20 protein-coding genes and 1 pseudogene are annotated in these 23018 nt (G+C 55.7%); 12 read left to right on the forward strand and 9 right to left on the reverse strand.

The genetic code is table 11. The features are described 5' to 3' along the window. Window positions 1–272: 272 nt before the first annotated feature. The 3 genes and pseudogenes from ESO89_RS06020 to ESO89_RS06030 form a co-directional block, all read left to right on the forward strand. On the forward strand, window positions 273–1721 hold the full coding sequence (locus tag ESO89_RS06020) for a cytochrome ubiquinol oxidase subunit I (protein ID WP_128904701.1): 1449 nt from the start codon (window positions 273–275) through the stop codon (window positions 1719–1721). Beyond that, window positions 1714–2715 carry a cytochrome d ubiquinol oxidase subunit II gene (locus ESO89_RS06025; protein ID WP_128904702.1) on the forward strand — a complete coding sequence of 334 codons (1002 nt, stop codon included), beginning with the start codon at window positions 1714–1716 and terminating at the stop codon, window positions 2713–2715. Before ESO89_RS06020 ends, ESO89_RS06025 begins: the two co-directional genes overlap by 8 nt. Before the next feature lie 92 nt (window positions 2716–2807). Then, window positions 2808–2942: pseudogene (locus tag ESO89_RS06030) on the forward strand (hypothetical protein); the annotation flags it as partial. 263 nt (window positions 2943–3205) lie between these two features. Here the strand turns inward: ESO89_RS06030 and ESO89_RS06035 are convergent. The 4 genes from ESO89_RS06035 to ESO89_RS06050 form a co-directional block, all read right to left on the reverse strand. Next, window positions 3206–4378, reverse strand: coding sequence for a Fic family protein (locus ESO89_RS06035; protein ID WP_128904703.1), 1173 nt, complete (start codon window positions 4376–4378; stop codon window positions 3206–3208). Window positions 4379–4733: 355 nt separating this feature from the next. Continuing rightward, a complete protein-coding gene (gene gdhB / locus ESO89_RS06040) occupies window positions 4734–6035 on the reverse strand; it encodes a glutamate dehydrogenase GdhB (RefSeq protein ID WP_394345373.1) in 1302 nt (433 codons plus the stop codon). A gap of 2 nt (window positions 6036–6037) precedes the next feature. Then, window positions 6038–6181: a rubrerythrin-like domain-containing protein gene (locus tag ESO89_RS06045; protein WP_128904705.1), complete on the reverse strand. Its 144-nt coding sequence runs from the start codon at window positions 6179–6181 to the stop codon at window positions 6038–6040. Window positions 6182–6293: 112 nt separating this feature from the next. After that, a complete protein-coding gene (locus ESO89_RS06050; RefSeq protein ID WP_128904706.1) occupies window positions 6294–9176 on the reverse strand; it encodes a bacterio-opsin activator domain-containing protein in 2883 nt (960 codons plus the stop codon). A gap of 475 nt (window positions 9177–9651) precedes the next feature. Between ESO89_RS06050 and ESO89_RS06055 the strand changes: the two genes are divergently transcribed. The 5 genes from ESO89_RS06055 to ESO89_RS06075 all read left to right on the forward strand — a co-directional run bounded on the left by ESO89_RS06055 (window position 9652) and on the right by ESO89_RS06075 (window position 14649). Then, window positions 9652–9900, forward strand: a complete 249-nt coding sequence (locus ESO89_RS06055) for a hypothetical protein (protein ID WP_128904707.1) — start codon at window positions 9652–9654, stop codon at window positions 9898–9900. Window positions 9901–10275: 375 nt separating this feature from the next. Beyond that, window positions 10276–11550: an IS4 family transposase gene (locus ESO89_RS06060; RefSeq protein ID WP_128904735.1), complete on the forward strand. Its 1275-nt coding sequence runs from the start codon at window positions 10276–10278 to the stop codon at window positions 11548–11550. 85 nt (window positions 11551–11635) lie between these two features. Next, window positions 11636–12757, forward strand: coding sequence for a PDDEXK family nuclease (locus ESO89_RS06065; protein WP_128904708.1), 1122 nt, complete (start codon window positions 11636–11638; stop codon window positions 12755–12757). A gap of 168 nt (window positions 12758–12925) precedes the next feature. Continuing rightward, window positions 12926–14353 carry a lamin tail domain-containing protein gene (locus tag ESO89_RS06070; RefSeq protein ID WP_203227930.1) on the forward strand — a complete coding sequence of 476 codons (1428 nt, stop codon included), beginning with the start codon at window positions 12926–12928 and terminating at the stop codon, window positions 14351–14353. After that, a complete protein-coding gene (locus tag ESO89_RS06075) occupies window positions 14350–14649 on the forward strand; it encodes a DUF3006 family protein (protein ID WP_122106960.1) in 300 nt (99 codons plus the stop codon). The genes ESO89_RS06070 and ESO89_RS06075 overlap by 4 nt, the downstream gene beginning before the upstream one ends. A 10-nt stretch (window positions 14650–14659) precedes the next feature. Here the strand turns inward: ESO89_RS06075 and ESO89_RS06080 are convergent, their stop codons facing one another. Then, window positions 14660–15535 carry a hypothetical protein gene (locus ESO89_RS06080; RefSeq protein ID WP_122106961.1) on the reverse strand — a complete coding sequence of 292 codons (876 nt, stop codon included), beginning with the start codon at window positions 15533–15535 and terminating at the stop codon, window positions 14660–14662. A gap of 265 nt (window positions 15536–15800) precedes the next feature. Between ESO89_RS06080 and ESO89_RS18450 the strand changes: the two genes are divergently transcribed. Next, window positions 15801–15953: a DUF7837 family putative zinc-binding protein gene (locus ESO89_RS18450; protein WP_164932751.1), complete on the forward strand. Its 153-nt coding sequence runs from the start codon at window positions 15801–15803 to the stop codon at window positions 15951–15953. Between the two features lie 53 nt (window positions 15954–16006). Next, complete coding sequence (locus ESO89_RS06085; RefSeq protein WP_394345374.1) at window positions 16007–16420, forward strand: TRAM domain-containing protein; 414 nt, start codon at window positions 16007–16009, stop codon at window positions 16418–16420. A 222-nt stretch (window positions 16421–16642) separates the two neighbouring features. On the opposite strand, the gene ESO89_RS06090 is transcribed toward ESO89_RS06085, so the two are convergent. Both ESO89_RS06090 and ESO89_RS06095 read right to left on the reverse strand, forming a co-directional pair. Then, on the reverse strand, window positions 16643–17530 hold the full coding sequence (locus ESO89_RS06090) for an SDR family NAD(P)-dependent oxidoreductase (RefSeq protein ID WP_128904709.1): 888 nt from the start codon (window positions 17528–17530) through the stop codon (window positions 16643–16645). Beyond that, window positions 17527–17919, reverse strand: coding sequence for a hypothetical protein (locus tag ESO89_RS06095; RefSeq protein ID WP_128904710.1), 393 nt, complete (start codon window positions 17917–17919; stop codon window positions 17527–17529). The genes ESO89_RS06090 and ESO89_RS06095 overlap by 4 nt, the downstream gene beginning before the upstream one ends. A 249-nt stretch (window positions 17920–18168) precedes the next feature. On the opposite strand from ESO89_RS06095, the gene ESO89_RS06100 reads away from it, so the two are divergent. Next, window positions 18169–18450: a helix-turn-helix transcriptional regulator gene (locus ESO89_RS06100; RefSeq protein WP_122106947.1), complete on the forward strand. Its 282-nt coding sequence runs from the start codon at window positions 18169–18171 to the stop codon at window positions 18448–18450. Between the two features lie 167 nt (window positions 18451–18617). Here the strand turns inward: ESO89_RS06100 and ESO89_RS06105 are convergent, their stop codons facing one another. Next, window positions 18618–19001 (reverse strand): hypothetical protein, encoded by a 384-nt coding sequence (locus ESO89_RS06105; RefSeq protein ID WP_128904711.1) that lies wholly within the window; start codon window positions 18999–19001, stop codon window positions 18618–18620. Window positions 19002–19218: 217 nt separating this feature from the next. Next, the gene (locus tag ESO89_RS06110) at window positions 19219–19725 is read right to left on the reverse strand and encodes a hypothetical protein (protein ID WP_128904712.1); all 507 of its coding nucleotides are present in this window, start codon (window positions 19723–19725) and stop codon (window positions 19219–19221) included. 1819 nt (window positions 19726–21544) lie between these two features. Between ESO89_RS06110 and ESO89_RS06115 the strand changes: the two genes are divergently transcribed. Further along, window positions 21545–21994 (forward strand): hypothetical protein, encoded by a 450-nt coding sequence (locus tag ESO89_RS06115; RefSeq protein WP_128904713.1) that lies wholly within the window; start codon window positions 21545–21547, stop codon window positions 21992–21994. The last annotated feature ends 1024 nt before the right edge of the window (window positions 21995–23018 follow it).

The raw sequence follows: 23018 nt of genomic DNA on the forward strand, positions 1-23018 counted from the left end.
CAGGGCGGGTCTAGCCAGTCAGTTCTTTATATACACCAGGGTGTTGGCAACCGATTAAGGTGCCTGGTGATGCTCAACAAAGTGTACAGGTACTGAAAATCCCCAGCACCAAGGACATGAAACGGTGTTCTGAGCTCCGCCTCCGGCGCTACCCGTGACCGTCTCGTATTGACTACAGAAGCTACGGCTCTGCGGATATAAACCACCGTAGTACAGTCCTCGAACGGGGGAATTATACAACTTCTCTTTTATTTCCGTGATCAAATATACCTATGTTCTCGACGGTGCTTCCCGACGTCTTGATTCAGGGATGGGCGCTACAGCTCTCGCCGGAGCTTGCGAGCCGTGCGCAGTTCGGCTGGACGATCAGCGTTCACATAATTTTCGCCTCGCTCTCGGTCGGGCTGGCGCCGTTCATCGTCTACTTTACTTGGAAGGACGTTCGGACCGACGACGAGCGGTTCACACGGCTGCGATCATTCTGGGTAAAGGTGTTCGCCGCCGGATTCGTCATGGGAACGGTCACTGGCATCCCGATGAGCTTCCAATTCGGGACGAACTTCCCGCAGTTCGCCGAGGTGGCTGGAGAGCTGATCGGTGGGCCGCTCGCATTCGAAGCGAAGATGGCGTTCTTCCTTGAGGCTGTTTTCCTCGGGGTATTGCTGTTCGGTCAGGAACGCGTCAGCGATCGGACCTACATTCTCTCGTCGGTACTGGTGGGAGTCGGGGCTTGGCTGTCGGCCTTCTGGATCCTGATCGTCAACGCTTGGATGCAGACTCCACAGGGCTTCGAGATGATCACGCGTAACGGTATGGAGGTCGCAAAGCTAACCGACCCGCTGGCTGCGTTCTTCACGCCCCGGATGCCGTGGATGTATGTACACATGGTCAATGCGTCGGTTATTTCTGTCGCGCTGCTGGTCGCCGGGGTCTCGGCGTACATCGTCTGGAAGAAGCGCGATGCCGCTGCGTGGAACACTGCGTTGAAACTCGCGGTTATCATCCTGCTCGTCACCGCTCCTCTGCAGGCAGTCCATGGTGACGCGTATGGGCGTCACGTCGCAGATACACAGCCACAGAAGTTCGCAGCCATGGAAGCTCACTACGATACCGGCACGGCGGACTTACACCTGCTCGCGTTCCCAAAGAGCATTGACGCAATCACCGATCCGAAAGCCGAGAACCTCTTTACTGTGAGTCTTCCGGGGGTCGGGTCGTTCCTCGCTACCGGTGGTGACTTTGACGCCGAAGTGCTTGGATTAAACGAGTATGAGGAGAACCCGCCCGTAGCGATAGTGTTCTGGTCGTTCCGGTTCATGGTCGGACTCGGATTCCTGTTCATCGGGCTGGCACTATGGGGCGGGTATCTCATCTACAACGGACGCCTCTCGGAGAGCAGTCGATTCCTGAAGACGATGATCGCCGCGTCGCCGCTCGGCTACGCGGCGCTTCTCACGGGGTGGTACGTCACCGAGATCGGCCGACAACCGTGGGTCATTCAGGGCGAACTCAGAACTAGTGAGGCCGTTTCCTCGACATTGAGCGGAACCGAAGCGACTCTGACGCTCGTCGGCTTCGTCGTTATCTATATCGGATTGATCTTGGTAGCCCTTCATGTGCTGCGGTGGCTGGTCGAAGACGAGCTCAGTGAGCTCGGAGTGAGGGCATCGGACGACGATCGCTGGTACGGTCCGATCCCGAAGGTGAGCGACGATGACTGAGCTAGTGTTGCTCGTCGACGCGTATCTTGTCGACGCGCTCCCCGAGATCTGGTTCGGTGCCGTCATGTTTGCGCTGGCGATGTACATAATCCTCGACGGGTTCGACTTCGGAATCGGAATGCTGTACGCGACTCGCGACAACGAACACGAGAAGGAGACATTTTTGACGGCGTTCGGTCCGGTTTGGGACGCAAACGAGGTATGGGTTGTCGCCTTCGGAACGATGCTGCTAGCGGCGTTCCCGCCGGTGTACTCGCGAGTCTTGGCGGACCACTACCTGCTCGCGATTGGGTTCGTGCTCGCGCTGCTGTTCCGCGGGCTCGGCCCGGAAATGCGCGAACAGCGCGACGACGAGCGCTGGAAGCGGTACTGGGATTACTCCTTTATCGGAGGGAGCTTTCTCGCGCCGCTGCTGTTCGGTACTCTCGCTGGTCGGTGGATCTTTGACGCGCCGACACTATCGCTGCCGGCACTGCTGACTGGTGTCGGCCTGGTAACCGTCTCGGTCGCCACCGGTGCGGCCTTTCTGACAGCTAAAACCAAGTCACGGCTGGCGTCCGACCTGCGCACGTACGGAATTATTGCGACGCTGGCGTACTTGTTCGGAGTTGTCGCTCTGCTGACTACTGTCGTCGTAACTGATGCCGGAGGTGCTGCTGAAATGGTTCTTTCGCTTCCCGTAGGTGCGATTGTCGTCTTGTCGGTTGTTGCGGGAGGAGGGGGAAGTGTTCTTGCCCTGCGTGGCAAGTACCGTGCTTGGCTGGTGAGCGCACTCGGGCTTCCTGCGCTGTTGAGCCTGCTGGTCGCGCTCCTGCTGTATCCGACGATCTATCCGCCAACTGGCTTGACGGTTCGAGAAGCGGTTGTCTCACCGTTAGCGCTGAATCTCGTGACGATTCTCGGATTTCCGGCGCTTCTCCTTGTACTGTGGTACTTCAAATTCCTCTATGGCGTGTTTAGTGGTCCGATCGAGGGTGAGGGATACAAAAATTGAACGTGGATACAACCGCGTTGGCACCAACGTTCTTTTTGACATCTGTTCGGACGTGGACCGTTGCGACGGTAAGCTAGATACAGACCTGCTAGGTGGTGTACAATATCTGGCGGCTCACCGACTTCCTGCTGAAAGCGGACATCGACGGCGAGATGGACTACGCACCTGTGATTACTGCGGGTGAGTGTGTTGAGCTCGTTGCCTCGGCGTTGATCCCGCACGACTAATCGGCTGAGCTCTCGCTGGGTCCGCCGTTCGAGAGTGACAACCCTATCCAACTGTACTGAAATCCACGCAATTTCGTACGGTCGTCCCGCAGTACGGCCACATGAATTCAAAATCAGTGCTTGATCGGTGAGAGTCACCACGAATAGATTTCGACTCGAGCTAAAACTGGCCTATCCTCCGAAACTGTGGCAGAGCGAGACTCGACAGAAGTTGAGACCGGTTGTCTCAATGCGTATGCCTCAAGCCCTCTCTGCTCAGCCGTTCAGAGCTGATCGATCGGCTTGTTGATGATCTGGAAGACTTCGCTCGCCCGGTAGAACCGATTCCGATCTTTCCCGGTGAGTTCTTCGAGTATTCCGTCATCTTCGAGCTGTCCGATCAGTCGGTTAGCCGTGCTGTATTCGACATCCAACCAGTCGGCTGCTGTGTTCACGTCCAGGTACGGATCTTCGAAGAGCCGCATCACCAGTTCAAGGATATTCTCAGACCGCTCGCTCTGATAGCGCTGTTGATAGTCTTCTCGGAGGTCGACTAGCAGGTTGGCCCGCTGGTGGGCCTCATCTGCTTGCGACTGCACGCCACGCAGGAAAAACAGGAGCCACTCTTCCCATTCACCGTGCTGACTGACTGACAAGAGATGATCAACGTAATCTGACCGTCGTGCGTTGAAATACGAACTCAGGTAGAGATACGGCTCGGGCAAGAGACCATCACGTTGCAGAAGGAGACTGATCAATAGCCGCCCGAGTCGTCCGTTCCCATCGAGAAACGGGTGAATCGTCTCGAACTGGTAGTGGATCAGCCCGATTCGGAGAAGTGGATGCAGATTTGTCTCTTGGTTCGCATACTTGAGCAAGTCTTCGAGAAGGCCGGGGATCTCGTTCGGGGGCGGCGGCACGTACCTGGCGTCTTGGATGTATGGCGTACTGCCGATAAAGTTCTGAGTCGTACGGAGTTCTCCTGGGTCAGCCTCATCCCCACGGACACCCGAAAGCAACCGGTCGTGCATCTCGCATAGCAATTCGACGGTGATTGGATCGCCAGCTGTGATCGCATCCAATCCGTGCGTCAGCGCGTGTAGATAGTTCACGACTTCTTGGGTGCCCTGCTGCCTGTCTTCGTCGATGAGAGCCTCCTGTCCAGCCTCATAGGCGTAGATGTCTGAAAGAGTAGCATGTGTGCCCTCGATTTGCGAGGACTCCAGCGCTTCTTTTCGGATGAACGGCTCGATCAGGATCTCCCTTGAGCCGACACGTGGACCGATGCCGTGAAGTCGACCAAGTGCCTGTGTCGCCTCGGCCAGCGGTGTAATGAGTTCCTCAGTACTGATTGAGGGAGGAAGAGGGTCAGGCTGAAACGCCGAATACGTTCCCTTTGGTGTCGTCGTGGGAATGATTTCACCGGGGGCCGTCTCGTCGAAGTCATCTCGCTCCATTAGTGGTATCTCTCCAAATACGCTGAATGCTATTGGCATTTCCGGGGCTAAATCAAAATAGCGTGGTGGCTGATTGCACTGACACAACTACTGAGGCTAGATCTGGATACACATATATCTCTTTTCTGACTTGTTTATATAATTTTCTTCAGACACATTTTTCTCCGAAACAGCTGTTCGCTGAAGACTGCGTAGTAACCGTCTAAGTTTCTACCATTTTAACTATCTATTGTTGTAGTCGTGCGAGATATAGCGCGCATATCGGTCACGAAGATTCAACCAATTGTGGCTGGGATGAATCGGTCAGTATAGAGTTCTCATACAGCACTGACTGTCGGTGTCAGTCATATTTGAATTAGGGCCAGAGCCCTCGCGCCTTGTGGGCCTCAGCAATACGTGTGAGTGCCACGATGTAGGCTGCATCTCGCCAGGTGATGTCTCGGTGTTCGAACTCTGTCTGGACGGCCTGCCAAGCGGCCTGCATCTCCGTTTCGAGTTCGTCGTTCACCCGTTCGAGCGACCAAGACCGTCGATTAATGTCCTGGAGCCACTCGAAATAGCTCACCGTCACGCCGCCCGCATTGGCGAGAATATCGGGAATCACCGCGATATCTCGCTCTGCGAGGATCGAATCGGCCGTCGAGGTCGTCGGGCCATTAGCGCCTTCGACGACGATGTCTGCAGCGACCGCCTCCGCATTCTCTTCGGTGATCACATTCCCCAATGCTGCTGGAATGAGTACGTCGACGTCGAGCGTGAGCAACTCGCCGTTCGAGATTACGGTGTCCGCATATGTGGTGACGGCTTCCGGTTCCTCATCGTGCGACGGGACAGAAGCTGTATCGATCCCCTCAGGATCGTACATCGCCCCGTTCACGTCGCTGATCGCGACGATGGTCGCGCCCCACTCGTCGAGCAATCGTGCGGCATTCGCCCCGACGCTCCCGTAGCCCTGGACTGCGACGGTCGTGTCCGTGAGTTCCCGGTCATAGTACTCGCAGACTAACTTCGTAATAATCGCGACACTCCGACCAGGGGCTTCTTCTCGCCCCTCACTGCCGCCAACGATCGGCGGTTTGCCGGTGACGACACCCGGTGTCGTCTCACCTTCCTGCATCGAGTACGCGTCCATCAACCACGCCATGGTTTGTGGATCCGTCCCCATGTCGGGGGCTGGAATATCCTGATTGGGGCCGACGGCATCGCGAAGTTCCTGCGCGAACCGACGAGTGAGTCGCTCCTTTTCGTCCGAACTCAGGTCCTTTGGATTGACAGCGACGCCGCCTTTGGCCCCGCCGAAGGGCAGGTCCATAACGGCACATTTCCAGGTCATCCACATACCGAGTCCGACACACTCGTCTCTGGTGACGTGTGGGTGGTACCGAAGCCCACCTTTGTACGGACCTCTGACGCTGTCGTGTTGGGCTCGATAGCCCGTGAACACTTCGACAGTTCCGTCGTCCCGCTTGATGGGGATCGTCACCTCGTGAACCTTTTTCGGGTGTTTGAGACGCTCGACGACGTTCGGATCAATGTCGAGGTGATCGGCAGCTTGGTACAGCTGGCGACGGGCCGTTTCGAGCGCAGATTCCGACTCGATCGATGATTCCGCATCGTCGCCTGACTCGTCGCGGGTAGTATCGGCTTTGGAGGCCATAGTCATTCGAGCGGCATTTGACGGTTTCGCATCGATCCACTACAGTCGGGACACTGTCCGGGGCCTGTCTCTGCGATGATGATTTTCCCACACTCAAAACACTCGTACGTGGCTTCTTCGTCTGTTTCAGGGTCGATATCTTTCATGGTGAGTTCACGAGTGCCAGCACCAGACCAGGGCACTCTACATACGGATAATAAGTGTATAAGGGAATATTGGGGTGTTGAATAACAAACCATCTAAAAAATTCGTGGTTTGTTATTCAATAATATTAGTAGAAGCAGCGATAGGGAGGTTGTTCTCTTCAAAAAGCGTCGCAAACAGTTTGCGTTGGACGGTCCGAGCGTGTGTATAGAAGGCAGGCGGAGAAATTCCTAACGTCGCTGCAACGTCTTCTCCGGTGCTCTCGCGTGGCGACTCGAAATACCCGCTGTAGTATGCGGTTTGGATCACCTCGAGTTGTCGCTCGGTTAGCTTGTCGAGGAACCTCGAATAGAGATCGTGTGCAGCGGTCTGATCGAGGGACTGTTTGGCACGGAGTTCGACAGTGGAGAACGTCTCGCGCACGAGTTGCGTGATCGTTCGGACGTCGATACTGTCAGGGATATCGATGACGAGCGTCGTCGTGGTCGGATCAGCCGTCGCTCCGCGAAACACGGCGCCGTGATCGGCCAGTTCTAAGGCGAGAAACGGCTGTGTAAGCCGGAGTCGTAGAACGCCGCCTTCATCCTCGGTACTGATCGTCTGGACATCACCGATAGCAACCAGCTGCGAGGCGGCTTCTACGACGTCCTCCAGCGATGAGTCTTCAACGTTGACGAATACGTAGCTTCCCTCTGTGGATTGCTGGACTCCTCCCTGATACGAGAGAGTACACTCGGCGTCCTTCGCAAGCCGTGAGAGGACGAATGCCGGATCATCGATGCTGAACTCGACACGCGTCATCGATGTCGTGAGGAGTGCATTCTTCCGCTCGATCGCACTGAGAGCAGACGCAATTGTTTCGCCGAGTTCGGCTAGGACGGTCTTCGTCGTGTCGTCGAACGCATCTTGGGTCGGCGCGTAGACCGTCAGGACGCCGTGCGTGAGGTCGTTGTATACGAGGGGAATGCTCAATACAGATAGGTAGTCGCGAGCGACGGCGTCTTTGCGCCATAGTTCGTCACGGATCCCGGCAGCGACGTTCGAGACCATCGTCACGTCGCCGGTGGCCGTGGTTTGTCCAGCTGGCTCTGTATTTCCCACGTCGACAGCAAATGACTGACTATCCAAATATCCCTGCTCGGTGCCTGCCCAGGCCCGTGGCTCGATGGTGTCGGTCGCCGGGTCAACCGTGCCTATCCAGGCGAACCTGAACCGATCATCGGCAGTCAACAGTTCACAGACTGTCTGATCAATCTCATCCCGCGTTTCGGCTTGTACGACTGCTTGATCGATCTCACGAATCGTCTCGTTGATGCGGTTCAGAGCGGTGAGCTGTTCGTTTTGCTGCTGGAGTGTGCGATCCTGTTCACGGAGTCGGGACTCTCGTGTAATGCGGTCGAGGGCTGCCTCAGCGGTTGCGGCGAGTAGATCGGCCAGCTCTCGGGTCACGTCGTCGAAGACGCCAACGTGGTCTGAACCAACGATGAATACACCGTGGTTGCCAAGTGGAATGTAGGCTGCACTGCGAAGGTCAGTCGCCCGGTTTTCGAGTCGCTCTGTCTCGTGGACATCGTCGAAAAACAACGCTTCGTCCTCGACAAAACTGTAACTCGGAAGCGTTTCTCCGTCGGCATGAACGGTGGGGAGCGGTCCGTTGAATTCTTTCATTGTGGCCGAGTGCGCTGCGGGACGGAGATTGCTGGTATCGGTATCAAAGAGGTAGACCGCACTCGCATCCAGATTTAGTACACTCGGTGTATCGTCGACGATATGCTGGGCAATTTCTTGGTGGGTCTCGGCGTAGAGGAAATCGCGGGCCGTCTCATGGAGCGTTGCGAGTGCTTCCTCGCGCTGCTTGCGTTTCGTGATATCTCGACAGCTGAATAGGAGGCTTCCGTCCTGAATCGAGACTTCGCGGATGTTAACGAGGAGTGTGTGCTCGCGACCTGCTTTGTCAGTCGCGGTCGTCTCAATGTTTTTGAGTACTCCCTCAGCCGCGAGTTCGGCACGATCGAAGAGATCCTCACCCAAGAGGTCGTCAATTGTCCCTTGCTCGTGAATCTCATCAGCCGTGTAGCCGAAGATGAAGTGGACGTTGGGACAGACGTAGGTGTACCTGCCGTCTTCGTTCGTGATGAGAACCGTGTCAGTCATGTTGTTCAGCGTAACACGATGGAGTTCCTCTGATTGACGGAGGTCACGTTCGAGGTCAACACGCTCGGTGATATCAACGCCTTCAACGACAATTGAAACGATCTCTCCACTTTCGTTCTTGACTGGGCGCATGGAGAGATCGATGACGCGCGAGTCCTCGATGTGTGGCGGCTGTGTGACGACCGCGTTGCCGAATTTGCCGTCGAGTGCGTTCTCCACGATTTGTTGTACGTCCGTGTTCGTTGCATCGGGCTCTACCCACCACGGAAGCGTCTCGAAGGGCTCGCCAACGACCGATTCGACGTCTGCATCGATCATCTCCCGTGCGGTTTCGTTCACACGGGTGAGTGCACCATCCTGGTCAAGCACCCACGTTGCGGTCCGCAAATCGTTAAATATCGCGTCAAACTGTCTGGCTCGCTCCCGTTGTGTGGCCGACCGCTGAGCAGATCGGAGGACACACTCAGTTCGCTCGATGAGTTCGTCGGCCATCTCCTCAACTGGTTCCACGAGTGCGATGTAATCGGTGACACCGGCTCCGATCGCCTCGCTGGCAATGGCCTCGTTCCCGGCAGTAGTACCCAGTAGTACTGGTAGCGCAGTCGTTTCCTCGCGGATCTCTCTAAGGAGATCGAGTCCGGTCATCTCTTTGAGTGCGTACTCACTAATGAGACAGTCAGCGGTCCCCTTTTCCACGATATCAAGCGCCTCCGTTTTGCCCTCGACTGTATGCACAGTCGCGTTAGTCCGTGCCTCGAGCGTCGTGGCGAATCGCGTGAGCCAGTCGTCTGTTCCGACGAGCAACACCGTCGACGAATCGATGACTGGGGAAGAAGCGATCATTATTCGACCACAGAGATACAGCAATTGGTCCTCTCGGTGCCGATTCGAACTCGCCACCAGTTCTGCTGCTGGCCCAAGTCGGAATACCGGTACATAGATTGTTTACTATCAAACAGTCCTAGAACAAAGATGTTTGCTACCTAACCCTCAGAAGTATGCGGAGCGGTATGTAAGGTTATAGTACCGAGCGGATGATTCACCAATAGAAACGTGAAATAATTGGGGAAATACTGGGCTCACCCTCTGTATCTTGCACTGATCAACCTACCAAATCCTGAATACATACCGCTGTTTCACTATCTCTCTGTACTGGTCAGCTGATCTCAAGATTCGTCGAGAAGGAAGTGCTATACACAAAACCGCAGTAACCCCCACTTGGTTAATACAATAGCACGTCCTCGAAAACATATCACTCTCTAAGGATTTCAACAGAGCCCCTTAGTATTAAATTACGAGAGAAGAACAATTCGGGAGTATGAGTGATGAGTTCCAAGATGCCATACAGAACGCTTTTGGAGAACCACAGCGGGCAGCACGCGCAGCTTCGATGTTTCACGAAATGAGACAACAAGATGGTCTGGAGTATCTAAACGACTGGTCTCCGGACGAATTGTCGAGTAAGCTGAAAAGCTTCGCTGATGGAGGGAACATCAAAACGGGTTGGAACAAATGGGCGGCTATTCAAGGCGGATCAGGGGTTGATACCTCTGAGTATAAGTTCTGATCCAGTTCAGAGGAGTTCCACCGAGCCGGAATCACCCCTAAAATCTAGAGCCAGTTGACCTTCTCTCGCGCTCACCGGTGCGCCGCCGGCGTCTCGCGGAACTTGTCTCCTTTGTCCTCCGATTCCCGGACAGGTCTCTAGGAAACAATCCCTTGTTGATGGATTTTAGCGGCCGTGGTGAATAGTGGGCGCGTATCGGTCATAGAACCGAACGGGAACATTCCCGTTCAACTTGTGGGGTACACCAATGACCCTTCAGCGCATCCGTCTTCAGTTAAGCAAGAAACCGCGTAACTGCGGTGGTTTATCGGGACATCTTTCGGAAGGAATGAGGAAGTCCAGTCTGTGCACGACAAGGACTCCTCATCTCGAATTATGCGTCGGCTCACTACACTGTTTCCCTCTGAGTTCCTCAAACAGCACGCCGAGGAACTCGGCGTGGTCGAACGTGACCGAAAGCTTCAGATTCCTGCCTTCGTCTGGACATTCGTGTTCGGCTTCGCCGCAGGCGAAAGCCGAACACTCGCCGGGTTTAGACGCTGTTACAACTCGACTGCCGATGAGACGATCTCACCGAGTGGGTTCTATCAGCGGTTGACTCCGACGCTTGCGGAGTACCTCCGCGACCTCGTCGAGCGCGGTCTCGACGAGGTCGCTGTTCCTGACGCGACAGCTGCTGATATCGACCGGTTCAGAGATGTGATGATCGCTGATGGAACGGTGTTGCGGTTACATGAGTTTCTTTCAGATCAGTTCGAAGCCCCCCATGAGGAGCAGGCTGGAGCGAAGCTCCACCTGCTCCATAATGCCACAAAGCAGACGATCGAACAGATTGATACTGCTGACGAGAAAGCACACGACAGCACCCTGTTCAAGACAGGGCCATGGCTTGAGAACCGTCTCATGCTGTTCGATCTCGCCTACTTCAAGTACCGCCGGTTTGCGCTGATCGACGAGAACGACGGCTACTTCGTCAGCCGGTTGAAGAAGAACGCGAACCCGGTGATTACGGCAGAATTACGGGAATGGCGCGGCCGCGCCATTCCCTTGGAGGGCAAGCAGCTCCGAGCTGTTCTCGACGATCTTGACCGGAGGTACATCGATGTAGAGGTCGAAGTGGAGTTCAAACGAGGACCGTACAACGGGACGCAGTCGTTGGATACGAAGAGGTTCCGCGTCGTCGGCGTCCGCAACGAGGACGCCGACGACTACCATCTGTATATGACGAATTTGACGAGGAAGGAGTTTTTTCCGGCTGATTTAGCGCAGATCTACCGATGTCGGTGGGAAGTTGAGTTGTTGTTCCGTGAGCTGAAGACGCAGTACAACTTGGATGAGTTCGACACGAGCGACGAACACGTGGTGAAGATCTTACTATACGCAGCACTGCTGTCGCTGCTTGTAAGCCGCGATTTATTGGATCTGGTCACTGAACAGGCGGATGATGAGCTCGTGTTTCCGACAGAGCGCTGGGCGGCGACCTTCCGGTCGCACGCCCAGCTTTTCCTCCACAAACTGGGTGAGTACCTCGGCTACTCACCACCGCCGCTGCTTGAACGACTGATCGAAGACGCTCAAAAGATCCACAGGCAGCGACCGATCTTACAAGAGACGCTCGCTACCGCTACACGTCCGAGGTGTGAGTCTTAACTGAAGACGAATGACCCTTCAGCGCCGTATCGGGGAAGTCCAAAACATGGAAAACCTAATATAATATCAGTCTGTGAAGGCCACTATGCGTGTTTTTCAATTCGACCAGCACCCAGACAGACCACAGACGCTGGAATTAGATCGTGAAGCAGTCGAGACGGAATGGCAGTTAGAGTCCTGGCTTCACGCGAATCCTGAAGTCATCTTGAATGAACCACTGTTGATTTTCGGGCGGCAGTACGGATTGGACACCGGCATTCCTGACCTGCTCGCGCTCGACCAGTGGGGCAATGTCGTTGTCGTTGAACTCAAGAAAGGACAAAGCGGATCTGGAAGCGCCAGCGAGGAAACAATCCTCAGCCAGCCACAGAACTACGCTCAGTCCCTCAGCGGCTACGATTACGATGACCTGGAAGAGATCTACCTCGAGTACAAGAGGAACCTTCGTGACGGCGAGTGGGATATTGGCGACACAGCGGTCGTGGAGGAGTCGCTCAAAGAGGCTCACGAAACAGCATTCGGTGGCGGCGTCGACGAGTTCAATACCCACCAGCGGATGGTAATCCTCGCCGAAGAGATTACCTCACGCACCGAGAACAATGCCAAGTACCTCCTTGAACAAGGACTGGCCGTCCAGTGTGTTGCCGTACAGTGGTTCCAGTTCCCCGACAATACAGCGATGAATCAATCGTTGTTGGTGTCTTCAACGGTCGTGGACTATCCACTGTCACGGGTCCAACCAGAAGACAGTAAGGTCGACTACTCCACCATCATTCGGCAAGTCCGGGACCGCATGTATGATGAAATTGGGGAGATGACCCACCATTCGAGTCCAGCAGACATCAGTGGGCCGGCATCTCGCAGACTGGGATTTGACTCGAAACATCCTGACCATCCAGATATGGTCCTGTATCGGTTTAAACCTCACATGGTAGAGCGAGGGAAGGCAGTCGTGAGTATCGGTCTCTTTGGATCGGATGAACAAGAAAAAGACAGAGTTCGTGACGTTATTGCGGAAAATGCCGACCAGTTAGAAGGGTTCCAAACGAGCGACGAGCACCGCCCGAACAGCGATTTGGTGTACATAGAGTTCGAGCAACTGGACCGCGAACCTGACGAGGAATTCGTCGACACAGTTGTAGAGTCGATGACGGAACTTGTCAGGCACTACCACCCAAAACTCATCGAGGAAGTGGACCCAGAGTGATGGGCCGGTGATGGTGTAGACTGGACCGGTACATCGTCTGTATCTCGCACGGAGCTTGTGTCATTTGAGAAGAATTACGACAGAGTCGTCGATATGGATATCCTGCTCACTGGGACCCCCCACCCACCACACCCCGAGTGCTTTACCAGTTGAGAAGAGTCCTCAACTATGAGCTCAATCGGGAGTCACGGTCGACTCCTCATTATCGTGGGGATCGTCCTCCTCGCGGGCTGTTCAGGGGCGGTTCCTGGCGATCCGTCCGCGAGTACCCCAGACACCGGAAACGAGTCGACACCGACAGCAAACGGAACTGTCGAAGTCCATTACATCAACGTCGGCCAGTCAGTGAGTACACTCATCGTTGGTTCCGACGGCGACACCATGCTCGTCGATACTGGGCACTACAACGATGACGGCGAACACGTCCTCGAGTATCTCCAAGCACAAGACATCACACGAATCGATCACCTCGTTACCTCACACAACGACGCCGACCACATCGGTGGGAACGCCGCGATCATCGAGTACTACGAAACAGAAGCCGACGGGATCGGGGCGGTGTACGACCCCGGTATCGCGTCAAGCACACAAACCTACGCCGAGTATCTCGACGCGATCGAAGCACACGACGTGACACTGTACGAAACGCGCGAAGGCGACACAATCGACTTTGGTGATGTCGACGTCGCTGTCCTTGGCCCACCGGATCCGCACCTCGAAAACGAAGATCGCAACGAGAACAGCATTGTCCTCAAGCTCACCCACGGCAAAACGAGCTTCTTGCTCTCAGGTGATGCCGAAGACGACCAGGAAGCGTACCTCGTCGACGAATACGGGTCAGAGCTGGAGTCGACAATTCTGAAAGCCGGCCACCACGGCTCTGCGAGCTCGTCAAGTGGAGCGTTTCTTGATGCGGTCGATCCGCAAACAGTCGTAATCTCGAGCGCATATGATTCCCAATACGGACATCCCCACGAGGAGGTCCTCCAGCGACTTGCTGAGCGTTCACTCCCAGCGTACTGGACCGCCACGCACGGCAACATCGTCTTGACTAGCGACGGACAGACCGTTACTGTCCAAACCCAGCGAGACGCCCCGACTGATCCGAGTACGCTCCGCGAGGGCGATCCGATCGACGTTGGAGTGCCTGACGCTGTTAGTGACCGTGCCCGCATTGAGAGCGATGGGACAACCAGTATCGACACTGGTAGCAACGACACTCCCGATGACACGGACAGTGGGACAGATGAGACGGCAGCTGAAGCCGGCCTGACAGTCGCCGATATCCACGCGGATGCGGCTGGTGATGACCGTGATAATCTGAACGACGAATACGTTGTCTTTGAGAACACCGGTAATGAGACGCTGGATCTGTCTGGCTGGACAATCGAAGACGAAGTAGGCCAGAGGTATACTGTTCCCGAGGAGTTCGAGCTTGCTCCCAGCCAAACGGTGACACTACACACAGGCAGTGGTACGAGTACAACTACTGAGTTGTACTGGGGTTCTGGGTCGCCGATTTGGAACAACGACGGGGACACCGTGATCGTCAGTACTCCTAACGGGGAGCGTGTCCTAGAGGAGACATATTCATGACTGATCTAGTTGATCTGGACAACGGCGAATATACAGCCGTGGTGGACTCAATCGAAGATGGGTTCGCTACCGTGTTTTTCGAACGAGACGGCGAGGAGGTGGGGAATGCTATCTTGGAAGCTGATCGGCTCCCTGAGGACGGGAACCACGCCGATGCGATTCTCACAGTCACCGTCGTCGACGGCGATCTGGATACAGCGCAGTATGAACCCGAGCGAACCACAAAGCGATCAGAGGCAGCACAGAACCGATTTGATCAGCTCTCAAAACGCCCGCCGTCAGAAGACGACTCGTAGGACCCTCAGGTTACGTCACAAGGCGGTTGCCCGGTTTCTTAGTCCATTGCTGGCCGACGTACTCCGCGATGAGCACGAGTACAGTAACGATCATACCGGTCGCAAACCCTGTTCCATGAGCGATTACGCTGACAAATCGCCCCGTTTCATCCAGTTGGACTTGGAATAGCTGCGAAAGGAGTACGACCACTACTACACAGCCAACTACGATAGACAGGAGTCCATCACGCTGTGACCAGGCCCATGCCCGCCACGTCGGAATTTTAGGCCTGTTTCTGACAATCCAGATTCCGATCGCGAAGGCTGCAATCGTACAAAGGACGACAGCTACAGACGGAGACAGCACAGCAGACGTTATTGCGAGCGCGGAGAGCGCTCCGAGGACAATTGTTCCCGTCGTCGCGACGCCGGCGGCATAGCCATACCTCGCGGTCACTGTACGTGCGAGTGAGACGTACAGCAATCCACCGAACGCACTCACGACCCCGGAAAATCCACGTGCCGTCGTCGCGTCCGCAACAAGATTCCACTGAAGCCTCAACAGCCAGTAATCCACGAGTTTTGTCACTAGCGGCGCGAGCACGAGACACCCGACTACAGCGAACCAGAACGGACGTCGACGCTCCCACGTTGTAGTGAGTGCGTACGCCGATCCCATCACGATCGCGTACCACGTTACGCTGGACGCTAGATGTGAAACGCTATCGTGGAGGAATGCCGCGGTCCAGGCCGAGACAACAGTGGGCTCGCCGTACGTGAACAGGAACTGCGAGCGGAGTGATTCGGGGACGAAGAAATGAACAACGATGAGAACACCAGCAACCCCAGAGAGTAGGGCAATCTCCGCTGTTTGGGTTGGTGTTAGGGCCTCTCGCCGTCGAGACATTCACGCTGGGTTGTCTAGGAGCAAGTAAAAAGGAACAGATCGGTCCACTCGTGAGGAGTTCGAATCTTTGGAAGTTGGGTGGCGATCGAGCACAATCTTAACCAACAAAGTAGAGAAAGGGCGCATGTTGGTTAATCGGACTAGTAGCCTACATCCACCGGAAACCTAGTGTGTTTGGCCCGCAAAGCCGCCAAAGGCTTAGGTTCAAGACCAGCAGATATCCATTTGGAAGGAATACTGTCACACGCTCCTTCCACCCCTTCGCATGAACGCTGATGAATCGTTCCTCGGTCGGTGTCCGAGATGTGGTGAGGACATATCCGAAGCATGGATCCTCGTTGAGTACGAGAAGGACGACGGCACAAAGGGCGTGTGGACCGAGTGTCCGGCGTGTGAGAACGTTGTAGCGCCGGAGTAGGGAGACAGCAGAATAATGTGTGGTTCGTCGCGTATGGGAGTGTACAGTCTATAATGGAGATCTCAGATCAACTTCGGTGTCTGTTCTCAGGGAAAGTCGAAGAGCGGAACGGATCATATGTGATTGAGGTACCGGAGCAAGAGCTCCACCTGGGCGACCTAGAGGCAGACGAAACGTACCGTGTCGCTGTGTTGCCGTCACCCACCACTAACGAGTCCACCACTACTGGCGCCGATCCACAGCCCGAGCAGGCGTCACAGACGCCCCCTGTTGAGAAAGGAGAACAACGCACTGTCGAAATCGAAGACATTGGTGACCAAGGCGACGGCATCACCCGAGTTGAGCGCGGGTTCGTCGTTATTGTTCCCGATACCAAACAGAGCGAGCGTGTCACTATCGAGATCACCGATGTCCGGGAGAATATCGCCTTCGCGGAAGTTGTCGACCGCGTTAGCTACTACGAGTAGTTTGCAGCGTTCATTCTCTTCGTCTGAGGACGGGGTCCGGGTGAACGTTACAGGAGATTCACTTATGTTGTTCCGTGGGGTTTGAGCTTGCTCTCGACGAAATAGGACACTTCACACAGGAAGGGGAATGAGTACAACTACAGAGTTGTACTGAGCATCTGTCTAGCCGATTTAGAACAACGACAGGGATACCGTGATCATCACCATAGCGGTGAGCGTATCTTAGGTGGTGCTAGGCGCTGGCCAGTCGGATGTAATGCCGACCAGCTCGGCACTCATTTCCCAGAGCCGCTGTCGTACCGCCTGGTTCGTCGCCTCGGATGCGGGATCAGCGGGACCATCTTTGCCAACGTATTGGCCACTTACGGAGCCATACCGAGGGTCCACCAGAAGCGTTTGGAGGCGTTCAGCGGCCGCCTGCTTTGAGGTGGCGACACCCGGAATCAGTCCGGCGATCCGAACCAGCAGCCGCGTTGGGAGCGACGCCTCGCGAAACAGCTCCGTCGAGGGAACGAACCCCGGATGAACGCAGTTGACCGTGACCGCAGAGTCATCTGGGAGCCGGTCATCAAGTTCGACCGTGAACGCGATGTTCGCCAGCTTCGAACGGGCGTAGGCTTCGAGTGAATCGTACCCGTCCGTCAGCTGGAGGTCGTCGAGATCGAGTGTCGCGCGCCGATGGATGTCTGAGGCGGTAATGACAACACGCGGATCGGGTGCGTCACGGAGATGGTCGAGCAATTCGTATGTCAGGAGGTAGGGGCCCAAGTGGTTCACCGCGAGCGTAATTTCGATCCCGTCCAGACTCTCACGCCGTGACCCAGCCGAGAGTCCGGCGTTGTGAGCGAGGACGTCAATCTGGTCATACTCGCGTTTTACGGTTGTGGCGAGCGATCTGACGGTGGATTGGGAGGCGAGGTCGGCCTGATGGAACGCGATCGTTCCGGCAAGGTCACTGGACCGTTCTACGAGGGTGGCTCCCTTCGACTCGTCGCGGCCGACGACTGCGACGGTCGCACCTCGTTTTGCGAGGTCAACCGCTGCCACCCGTCCGAACCCGCTTGTTCCGCCGGTGAGGAGGATCGTGCGGTCGGAGAGATCGTTGGTCATGTCCTGTTTCGACGTCGACGGTCCAAAAGCGCGAGGAGCACGTACACAGCGCCGATCACGCGGACACCGTCGGTGAGATGCTCGTTCCACTCCACCGATTCCGGGTTCTCGTACACGAGCGCCCCCGCGATTTGCTCGTACAGTCGCGGGACGAAAAGCAAGACGGCACCAAAGATACCGGTGACATTCATTAGCCACGCGTAGAGGCGACCGTCACGAAGCGCCGCGAGCGTAATGACGACTCCTTCCACCCGAATCAGGGGACTAAACCACGAATGGACGGTGTTTTCTTCAGGGTTCTCAACCGCAATCGCCTCGAATACGTCCACGATCCGGTCTGGAATGAGCGCCGTGAGAACGCCGAGCGCACCGAGGAACTGCCGTAGCATACGTATTCATTCGGTCTGGGGTAGGTTAAGATTCGGTGTCGGCGGGATAGATGTCTCACATTATCATAGCGGCCGGTGAATAATCTTAACCAACAGAATTGGGGGAGCAAGAGTGGGTGTTGGTTAATTCAGATGTCGTGGTCCCCTGAACTACTACTCCAGTATGTTCGATGATGGCTGTAAAATAGTCATCAGAATATCATCTCGAAAATCAATAGTATTTCAAAACCCGAATACGTAAGAGAGGGTATGTATGATCTCACAGGCTTTCAGCGCGACTTGCTGTACGTAATTGCCGGCCTTGATGATCCACATGGGCTCGCAATCAAAGACGAACTCGAAGACTACTACGAAAAAGAGATCCACCACGGTCGCCTCTATCCGAATCTCGACACACTCGTTGAGAAAGGACTTGTCGAGAAAAGTCAGCGCGATCGGCGAACTAACGAGTACACAACCACTCGTCGAGGCACCAGAGAAATCGAGGCGCGAGCTGAATGGGAAGCCGAGTATATTGACCACGACGGCTGACTGAACCTCGTTGTCGACGCCAGTGCGACACTTGTGTTATGGATGTTTCGTGCTAATTCCGCTCACACGGATTTCTAGCTTTGAACTATCCATTGTGAGAGATACCTCAAGACAAGAAGCGGATACAACGAGAGGGTAGTAGTGGCTCTAAACTACTGAACCGTCGTTTAGCCGCTGTTGGTGAACAGCCCATACGACCACTCCACAGCTTGCTGTGCGCCATCTGGAAATTCAGAGTCAAGCTTGATTGAATATCGCAAACTCGAACTCCAAGAGTTGGTTTGTTCGAAGTCGACTTTCTCCAGGAATTCTGTGGGGAACTCACCGTATACCGACTGCTTCACCGTTGGATCGAAGCATAATCGAGGCCCTGGGAGTACGACAGCGAATACGGTACCCTGTTCTGGCTCACCATCTATGTCTCTCGCATAGAATGTGTAACCATTAGATCGAGGGGTTGGCTCTATACCAGTCCATGCCTCAATGTGGTCCGCCACATCTTCTTGAGACATTTCGTCACTGGAGTCGGACTTGAAGTCTGATAGTGCCACACATAGGTTATTGGGGTGTTAGTTAATATAGAATTCTTATTTGTGATCTGATAGTAGGTGTCTGAATCCTGCTGAAACGAAGTATCTGAGATATAGACTACTATCACATAGCAGACATATTAGAGAAACACTACAATCCACATCTGGCCTGATCCAACTACCGTAGTTAACAGAGAAGAAGGGGATCGATCTTCGCCTTCCACTTCTTCTTCACTCCTCACCTCCCCCTTCTCGCCTCTCTCGTCTCCCTGCCGATCGCTGCCTCCTGCTGAACGGTCGTCGATAACTGTTCCCCGCTGGCGCAGTTTCGGCTCTCGTCGTCGCCGCCCCACCCCCACCGTCGAGTCGCTCTCGCCTCTCCCTCGTCGACGTCGCCGTTGTCTTCGCCGTCCCCGTCGCTTCGCCGGCCCCGCAGTATCGTTGCCTCGCTGTCGTCGTCGCCCCTGTCCCCCCACCGTCGCTTCGCGCTCGGTGCGGTCTCGATCGCGTCTCCCGCACACCCACCGTCACCGCTCACATCGCGACCGCGACTCTCGACGTCGTCGACCGCGCCCCCACCCCGCACTCTCGCATCGTGATCTGGCCCCCACCTCCTGTCGTCGCCCCGCCGCCGCTGTTCGTCGTCGGGTGTCGTGTCGTCTCGGTGGTCCCTCCATGTCGTCGCGTCCCCGCCGGTTCGGTCTTGCTTCCAGTTCGGTCGTCGGTCGGCTTCGATGCTGGTCACTGTTCGGATCGAGGTGTCGTCGCTGGTCGGTGTCCCTCGCTGGTCGATCCTCGCTTCCCGTCGCTCGTCGAGTTGTTGCCGCCGGGTCAGTCTCGCTGGTGGTGTCGTGGATTGAGATCTGATGCTATCGATCAGCTGGTGGTCTGTCGTCGAGCTTCGGGTCCGGTTCGCCTCTCGTTAGTCGTCGGCCCTCCGAGTCAGGCTCCCCCGTTACCTCGCAGTCGCTGCTGTCTCGCTTCATCGCCGGCACTGGTCGCGGCTCTTCTGTGGCCTCCTGCTGGTGGTCGGTGCTCGACTGTCGTCGGCCCCTGTTCATCGCCTCATCCCTCTCGTCCGCTGCGTCGCTCTCCGAGGGTTCCATCCACTATCACATCTCTGATAGTCTTCGCCTTGTCCGTCTCCCATCTCCCCCACTTTCCCCCGCCCGTTTCTTGGCTCCGGCCCGAATCGTTCGCTACGCGACTATCCACTGAACTTCATCTCCCCTGAACCCTAATTGTGTGAATTCGGCTGAACTGCGACGGGGGTAGGAGATTGCTCTATAGAACCTCTAAAGCTATCTCTGGTTATGGCTGAACAACGACGCTCGATTTGGTGGGTGGTGTTCTAAATACGAACCCCCTGAATCCGGCCGCCATCTGGTAATTAGCTATAATGATGAGTATAATAAATATCTTTTTATACATGCCCCTGAATCGGGTGCCGTCTGGTAATTAGAGGAATGAGACGGGTGAATTAGAAGCTAATTACGAACCCCGCCTAACTCGCTCCCGTCTGGTAATTACGGAACTAATTACGGCCTTGCCGAATCCGGCTGCCGTCTGGTAATTAGCGGTGAGATGGAGCAGGCGACGATCGGGATTGAGAGGTAATTACAGACGGCCCCAATCGGGTTGCCGTCTGGTAATTACTGAACTAAATACCTGCCCCCGCAAACCCGTTGCCGTCCGGTAATTACGTGGGTTCCCCCTTGGTCGGGGAGTCATGCTCTGGCGGTTAACACGATCGCCCCCAATTCTACTGCCATGTGGTAATTACCGAACTAATCACTACCCCCTGCGAATCGGCTCCCGTCTGGTAATTAGTGGTGTAGATACCCACCGAAATACATAGAGTATGTGGTAAGAGTGGCGATCAGAATAGCACTATCGAGCTGCTGATCACGGTCGAGTGTCGCGTCGGGTGTGGTGCGTGCTGCGTGTGAGCGTGCCGACGTGAATCTGCGTTCGGTTGTCGACGAACCTGCTTTCGAGATCGGTGCGGAGTAGCTCGTGTAGACGGTCGGGTGGCCGCGAGATTTTCATTTGTTAGCCTTGTATTGAGGGTCGGGGGGTCGCGCTCCATTTGTGAGTCATTTTTGCGTCGACAGTCGGGGGGTCGTTTTCCATTTCCTTGTTAGGAATCGCTGAAGCGGGGGAATTGGGAGCAGAAACTGATCGCATCTCGCTGGGTCGAAACAGCAACTCGATGATATCGCTCTCGCAAGTGTGATTCCGAGTTTGAGGGATTCGATGGTAATGAGCGAGTATAAGACACGCTTCTTGTACCTCAACGACCAGTGGATAGTGAGCCTGAAGAGAACCATCCGATAGTTTTGCGTTAAGAGTGAGACAGGCGTGGGTTAGGAGTCGTGTGGGAGATCGTTGGGGCTGAGAGGGTATTCAGGAGTGGGTCGGCGTGGGGCGAGCCTGTTGGTTGTCTCGCTTTAGGCAGTGATCAGTTGGGGATCGTCACCGCTAGCGTCTCCGAGAGGTTGGGCTCTCGCGAGAAACAAATGGAGGGTCGGGGGTGACGACGCTGTGACTACGGCCGGCTTCCAATGGTCGTGCGGGAGCTGCTAGTCGGCAGCTTCAGACTCGTCGGTGGTGCTGTCGGCTTCAGACGCATCTGTATTGACGACCTCGCCGTCCTGATCAAGGTCGACTCGGAAGCCGCCATCAACATGCTCGCCGCCGATGTCGTCATCCCACTCCGGGTGGTAGCGAACCGTTTCGTCATGCTCGATTCCGTACTCTTTGACGAAGGTCCGCCCTGTGATCGTCCCGCCAGGTTTGTAGCCGTAGACATCTGCCCGGTCGAACCGCTGTTCGAGGGGGACGAGGATGATCTCGTTGTCGTCTTCATTGTAGGCGAGCATCATCGCTTTGGTGTCCTCAAGATACTGCTCGACAACCGTGGAATTCGGTGCGAGCTGCCCATCTTCTCGGATGGTGATGAACTCGCGCCCGTGGAAGACGTCGAAGCCGTCGGTGGTAGGGGCATAAACTGAAATACTCGTTACTGCTTGTCACCGGTCGTTCTATAAATACGCGAGAGACAAGTGGAGGAATTTAGTAGTCCCGAGTGCCCACAGGGCAGTCGTGTTCAGCGATCCGTTCTGGCAGGCCGGCCACGCCGCAGACGGGACACTCAACAATCGGTGTCAGCGGGAGGCGTTGACACTGTTCGCGGGCTGCTTCGAGGTGAGCACGGACGACTGTCGACTCACACCGCGTGATCGCTTGTGCGAGATGCATCTCGAGTGCTTCGCGAGCTGTCCGTTCCCGTGTGCGTCGGCGAGGGCTACTCATCGCTGCCTCCCTGGGAGCCAGCGTGAGGTAGTTGAACGTCGAAGCGACCTGACTGTAGTGGGTTGTAACGTCCGTTCATGTGGCCGAGGCGGGAACGGCGGGCGACCACGTCAGCACCATCGTGTGCTGGGCTGTGGCCAACTTACCCATGTTCTTCCCACCTCACCTCACTCGGGAGCTACAAACGACTCGTCTCGCAGCGACCAACTCAAGCAGTCTCCAACTCCTTCTCCCTTCAACTGATCACGCCTCACCAGTTATCCACTCATCAACTGTGACTACTGAACAGATCTGAACGAGAGCGTGCTCACCATTCTTCCGAACTAGTAAATCTCAACACAGGACCTGGAACCCCGGCGGGGCTGCTCCCGTAGCCAGAAGGGGCAGCGAAGCGCAATCGACAGCCTATCGGCTGGGGGGTAGCTACAGTGTTGCTCACTATCAACGGGATCTCCCCGCCGATATCCGCCTCGGAGCCTCGTAACCGACGGCGCCGAGTGAACCATGTACTTCAGATGCCGTTGTCAGCCGACCGACGCCCAGGCCACTCACTTCCCAACTGGAGTGAGTGACTCGAACCACGGTGACGGCCTGATCGCTTCTTAGGCGACCTACATGGATTACAACGAGCCTGTCATAGAAAGCGTCACGTACGAAGCAGCAGGGTGCGGAAAGTGTGTCCAGCACAACCGCAACCCTGCAAGATGTGGATTCGGTAGACGA

The sequence above is a fragment of the Halorubrum amylolyticum genome, from assembly GCF_004114995.1.
GTDB lineage: Archaea > Halobacteriota > Halobacteria > Halobacteriales > Haloferacaceae > Halorubrum > Halorubrum amylolyticum.

Bases quoted from the DNA above. Each gene is read 5' to 3' on its own strand.
- ESO89_RS06090 (WP_128904709.1), bottom strand. From the start codon at position 17,530: ATGACCAACGATCTCTCCGACCGCACGATCCTCCTCACCGGCGGAACA.
- ESO89_RS06025 (WP_128904702.1), top strand. From the start codon at position 1,714: ATGACTGAGCTAGTGTTGCTCGTCGACGCGTATCTTGTCGACGCGCTC.
- ESO89_RS06035 (WP_128904703.1), bottom strand. From the start codon at position 4,378: ATGGAGCGAGATGACTTCGACGAGACGGCCCCCGGTGAAATCATTCCC.
- gdhB (WP_394345373.1), bottom strand. From the start codon at position 6,035: ATGGCCTCCAAAGCCGATACTACCCGCGACGAGTCAGGCGACGATGCG.
- ESO89_RS06100 (WP_122106947.1), top strand. From the start codon at position 18,169: ATGTATGATCTCACAGGCTTTCAGCGCGACTTGCTGTACGTAATTGCC.
- ESO89_RS06055 (WP_128904707.1), top strand. From the start codon at position 9,652: ATGAGTGATGAGTTCCAAGATGCCATACAGAACGCTTTTGGAGAACCA.
- ESO89_RS06020 (WP_128904701.1), top strand. From the start codon at position 273: ATGTTCTCGACGGTGCTTCCCGACGTCTTGATTCAGGGATGGGCGCTA.
- ESO89_RS06065 (WP_128904708.1), top strand. From the start codon at position 11,636: ATGCGTGTTTTTCAATTCGACCAGCACCCAGACAGACCACAGACGCTG.
- ESO89_RS06085 (WP_394345374.1), top strand. From the start codon at position 16,007: ATGGAGATCTCAGATCAACTTCGGTGTCTGTTCTCAGGGAAAGTCGAA.
- ESO89_RS06070 (WP_203227930.1), top strand. From the start codon at position 12,926: ATGAGCTCAATCGGGAGTCACGGTCGACTCCTCATTATCGTGGGGATC.
- ESO89_RS06075 (WP_122106960.1), top strand. From the start codon at position 14,350: ATGACTGATCTAGTTGATCTGGACAACGGCGAATATACAGCCGTGGTG.
- ESO89_RS06045 (WP_128904705.1), bottom strand. From the start codon at position 6,181: ATGAAAGATATCGACCCTGAAACAGACGAAGAAGCCACGTACGAGTGT.
- ESO89_RS18450 (WP_164932751.1), top strand. From the start codon at position 15,801: ATGAACGCTGATGAATCGTTCCTCGGTCGGTGTCCGAGATGTGGTGAG.
- ESO89_RS06060 (WP_128904735.1), top strand. From the start codon at position 10,276: ATGCGTCGGCTCACTACACTGTTTCCCTCTGAGTTCCTCAAACAGCAC.
- ESO89_RS06095 (WP_128904710.1), bottom strand. From the start codon at position 17,919: ATGCTACGGCAGTTCCTCGGTGCGCTCGGCGTTCTCACGGCGCTCATT.
- ESO89_RS06050 (WP_128904706.1), bottom strand. From the start codon at position 9,176: ATGATCGCTTCTTCCCCAGTCATCGATTCGTCGACGGTGTTGCTCGTC.
- ESO89_RS06115 (WP_128904713.1), top strand. From the start codon at position 21,545: ATGGTCGTGCGGGAGCTGCTAGTCGGCAGCTTCAGACTCGTCGGTGGT.
- ESO89_RS06080 (WP_122106961.1), bottom strand. From the start codon at position 15,535: ATGTCTCGACGGCGAGAGGCCCTAACACCAACCCAAACAGCGGAGATT.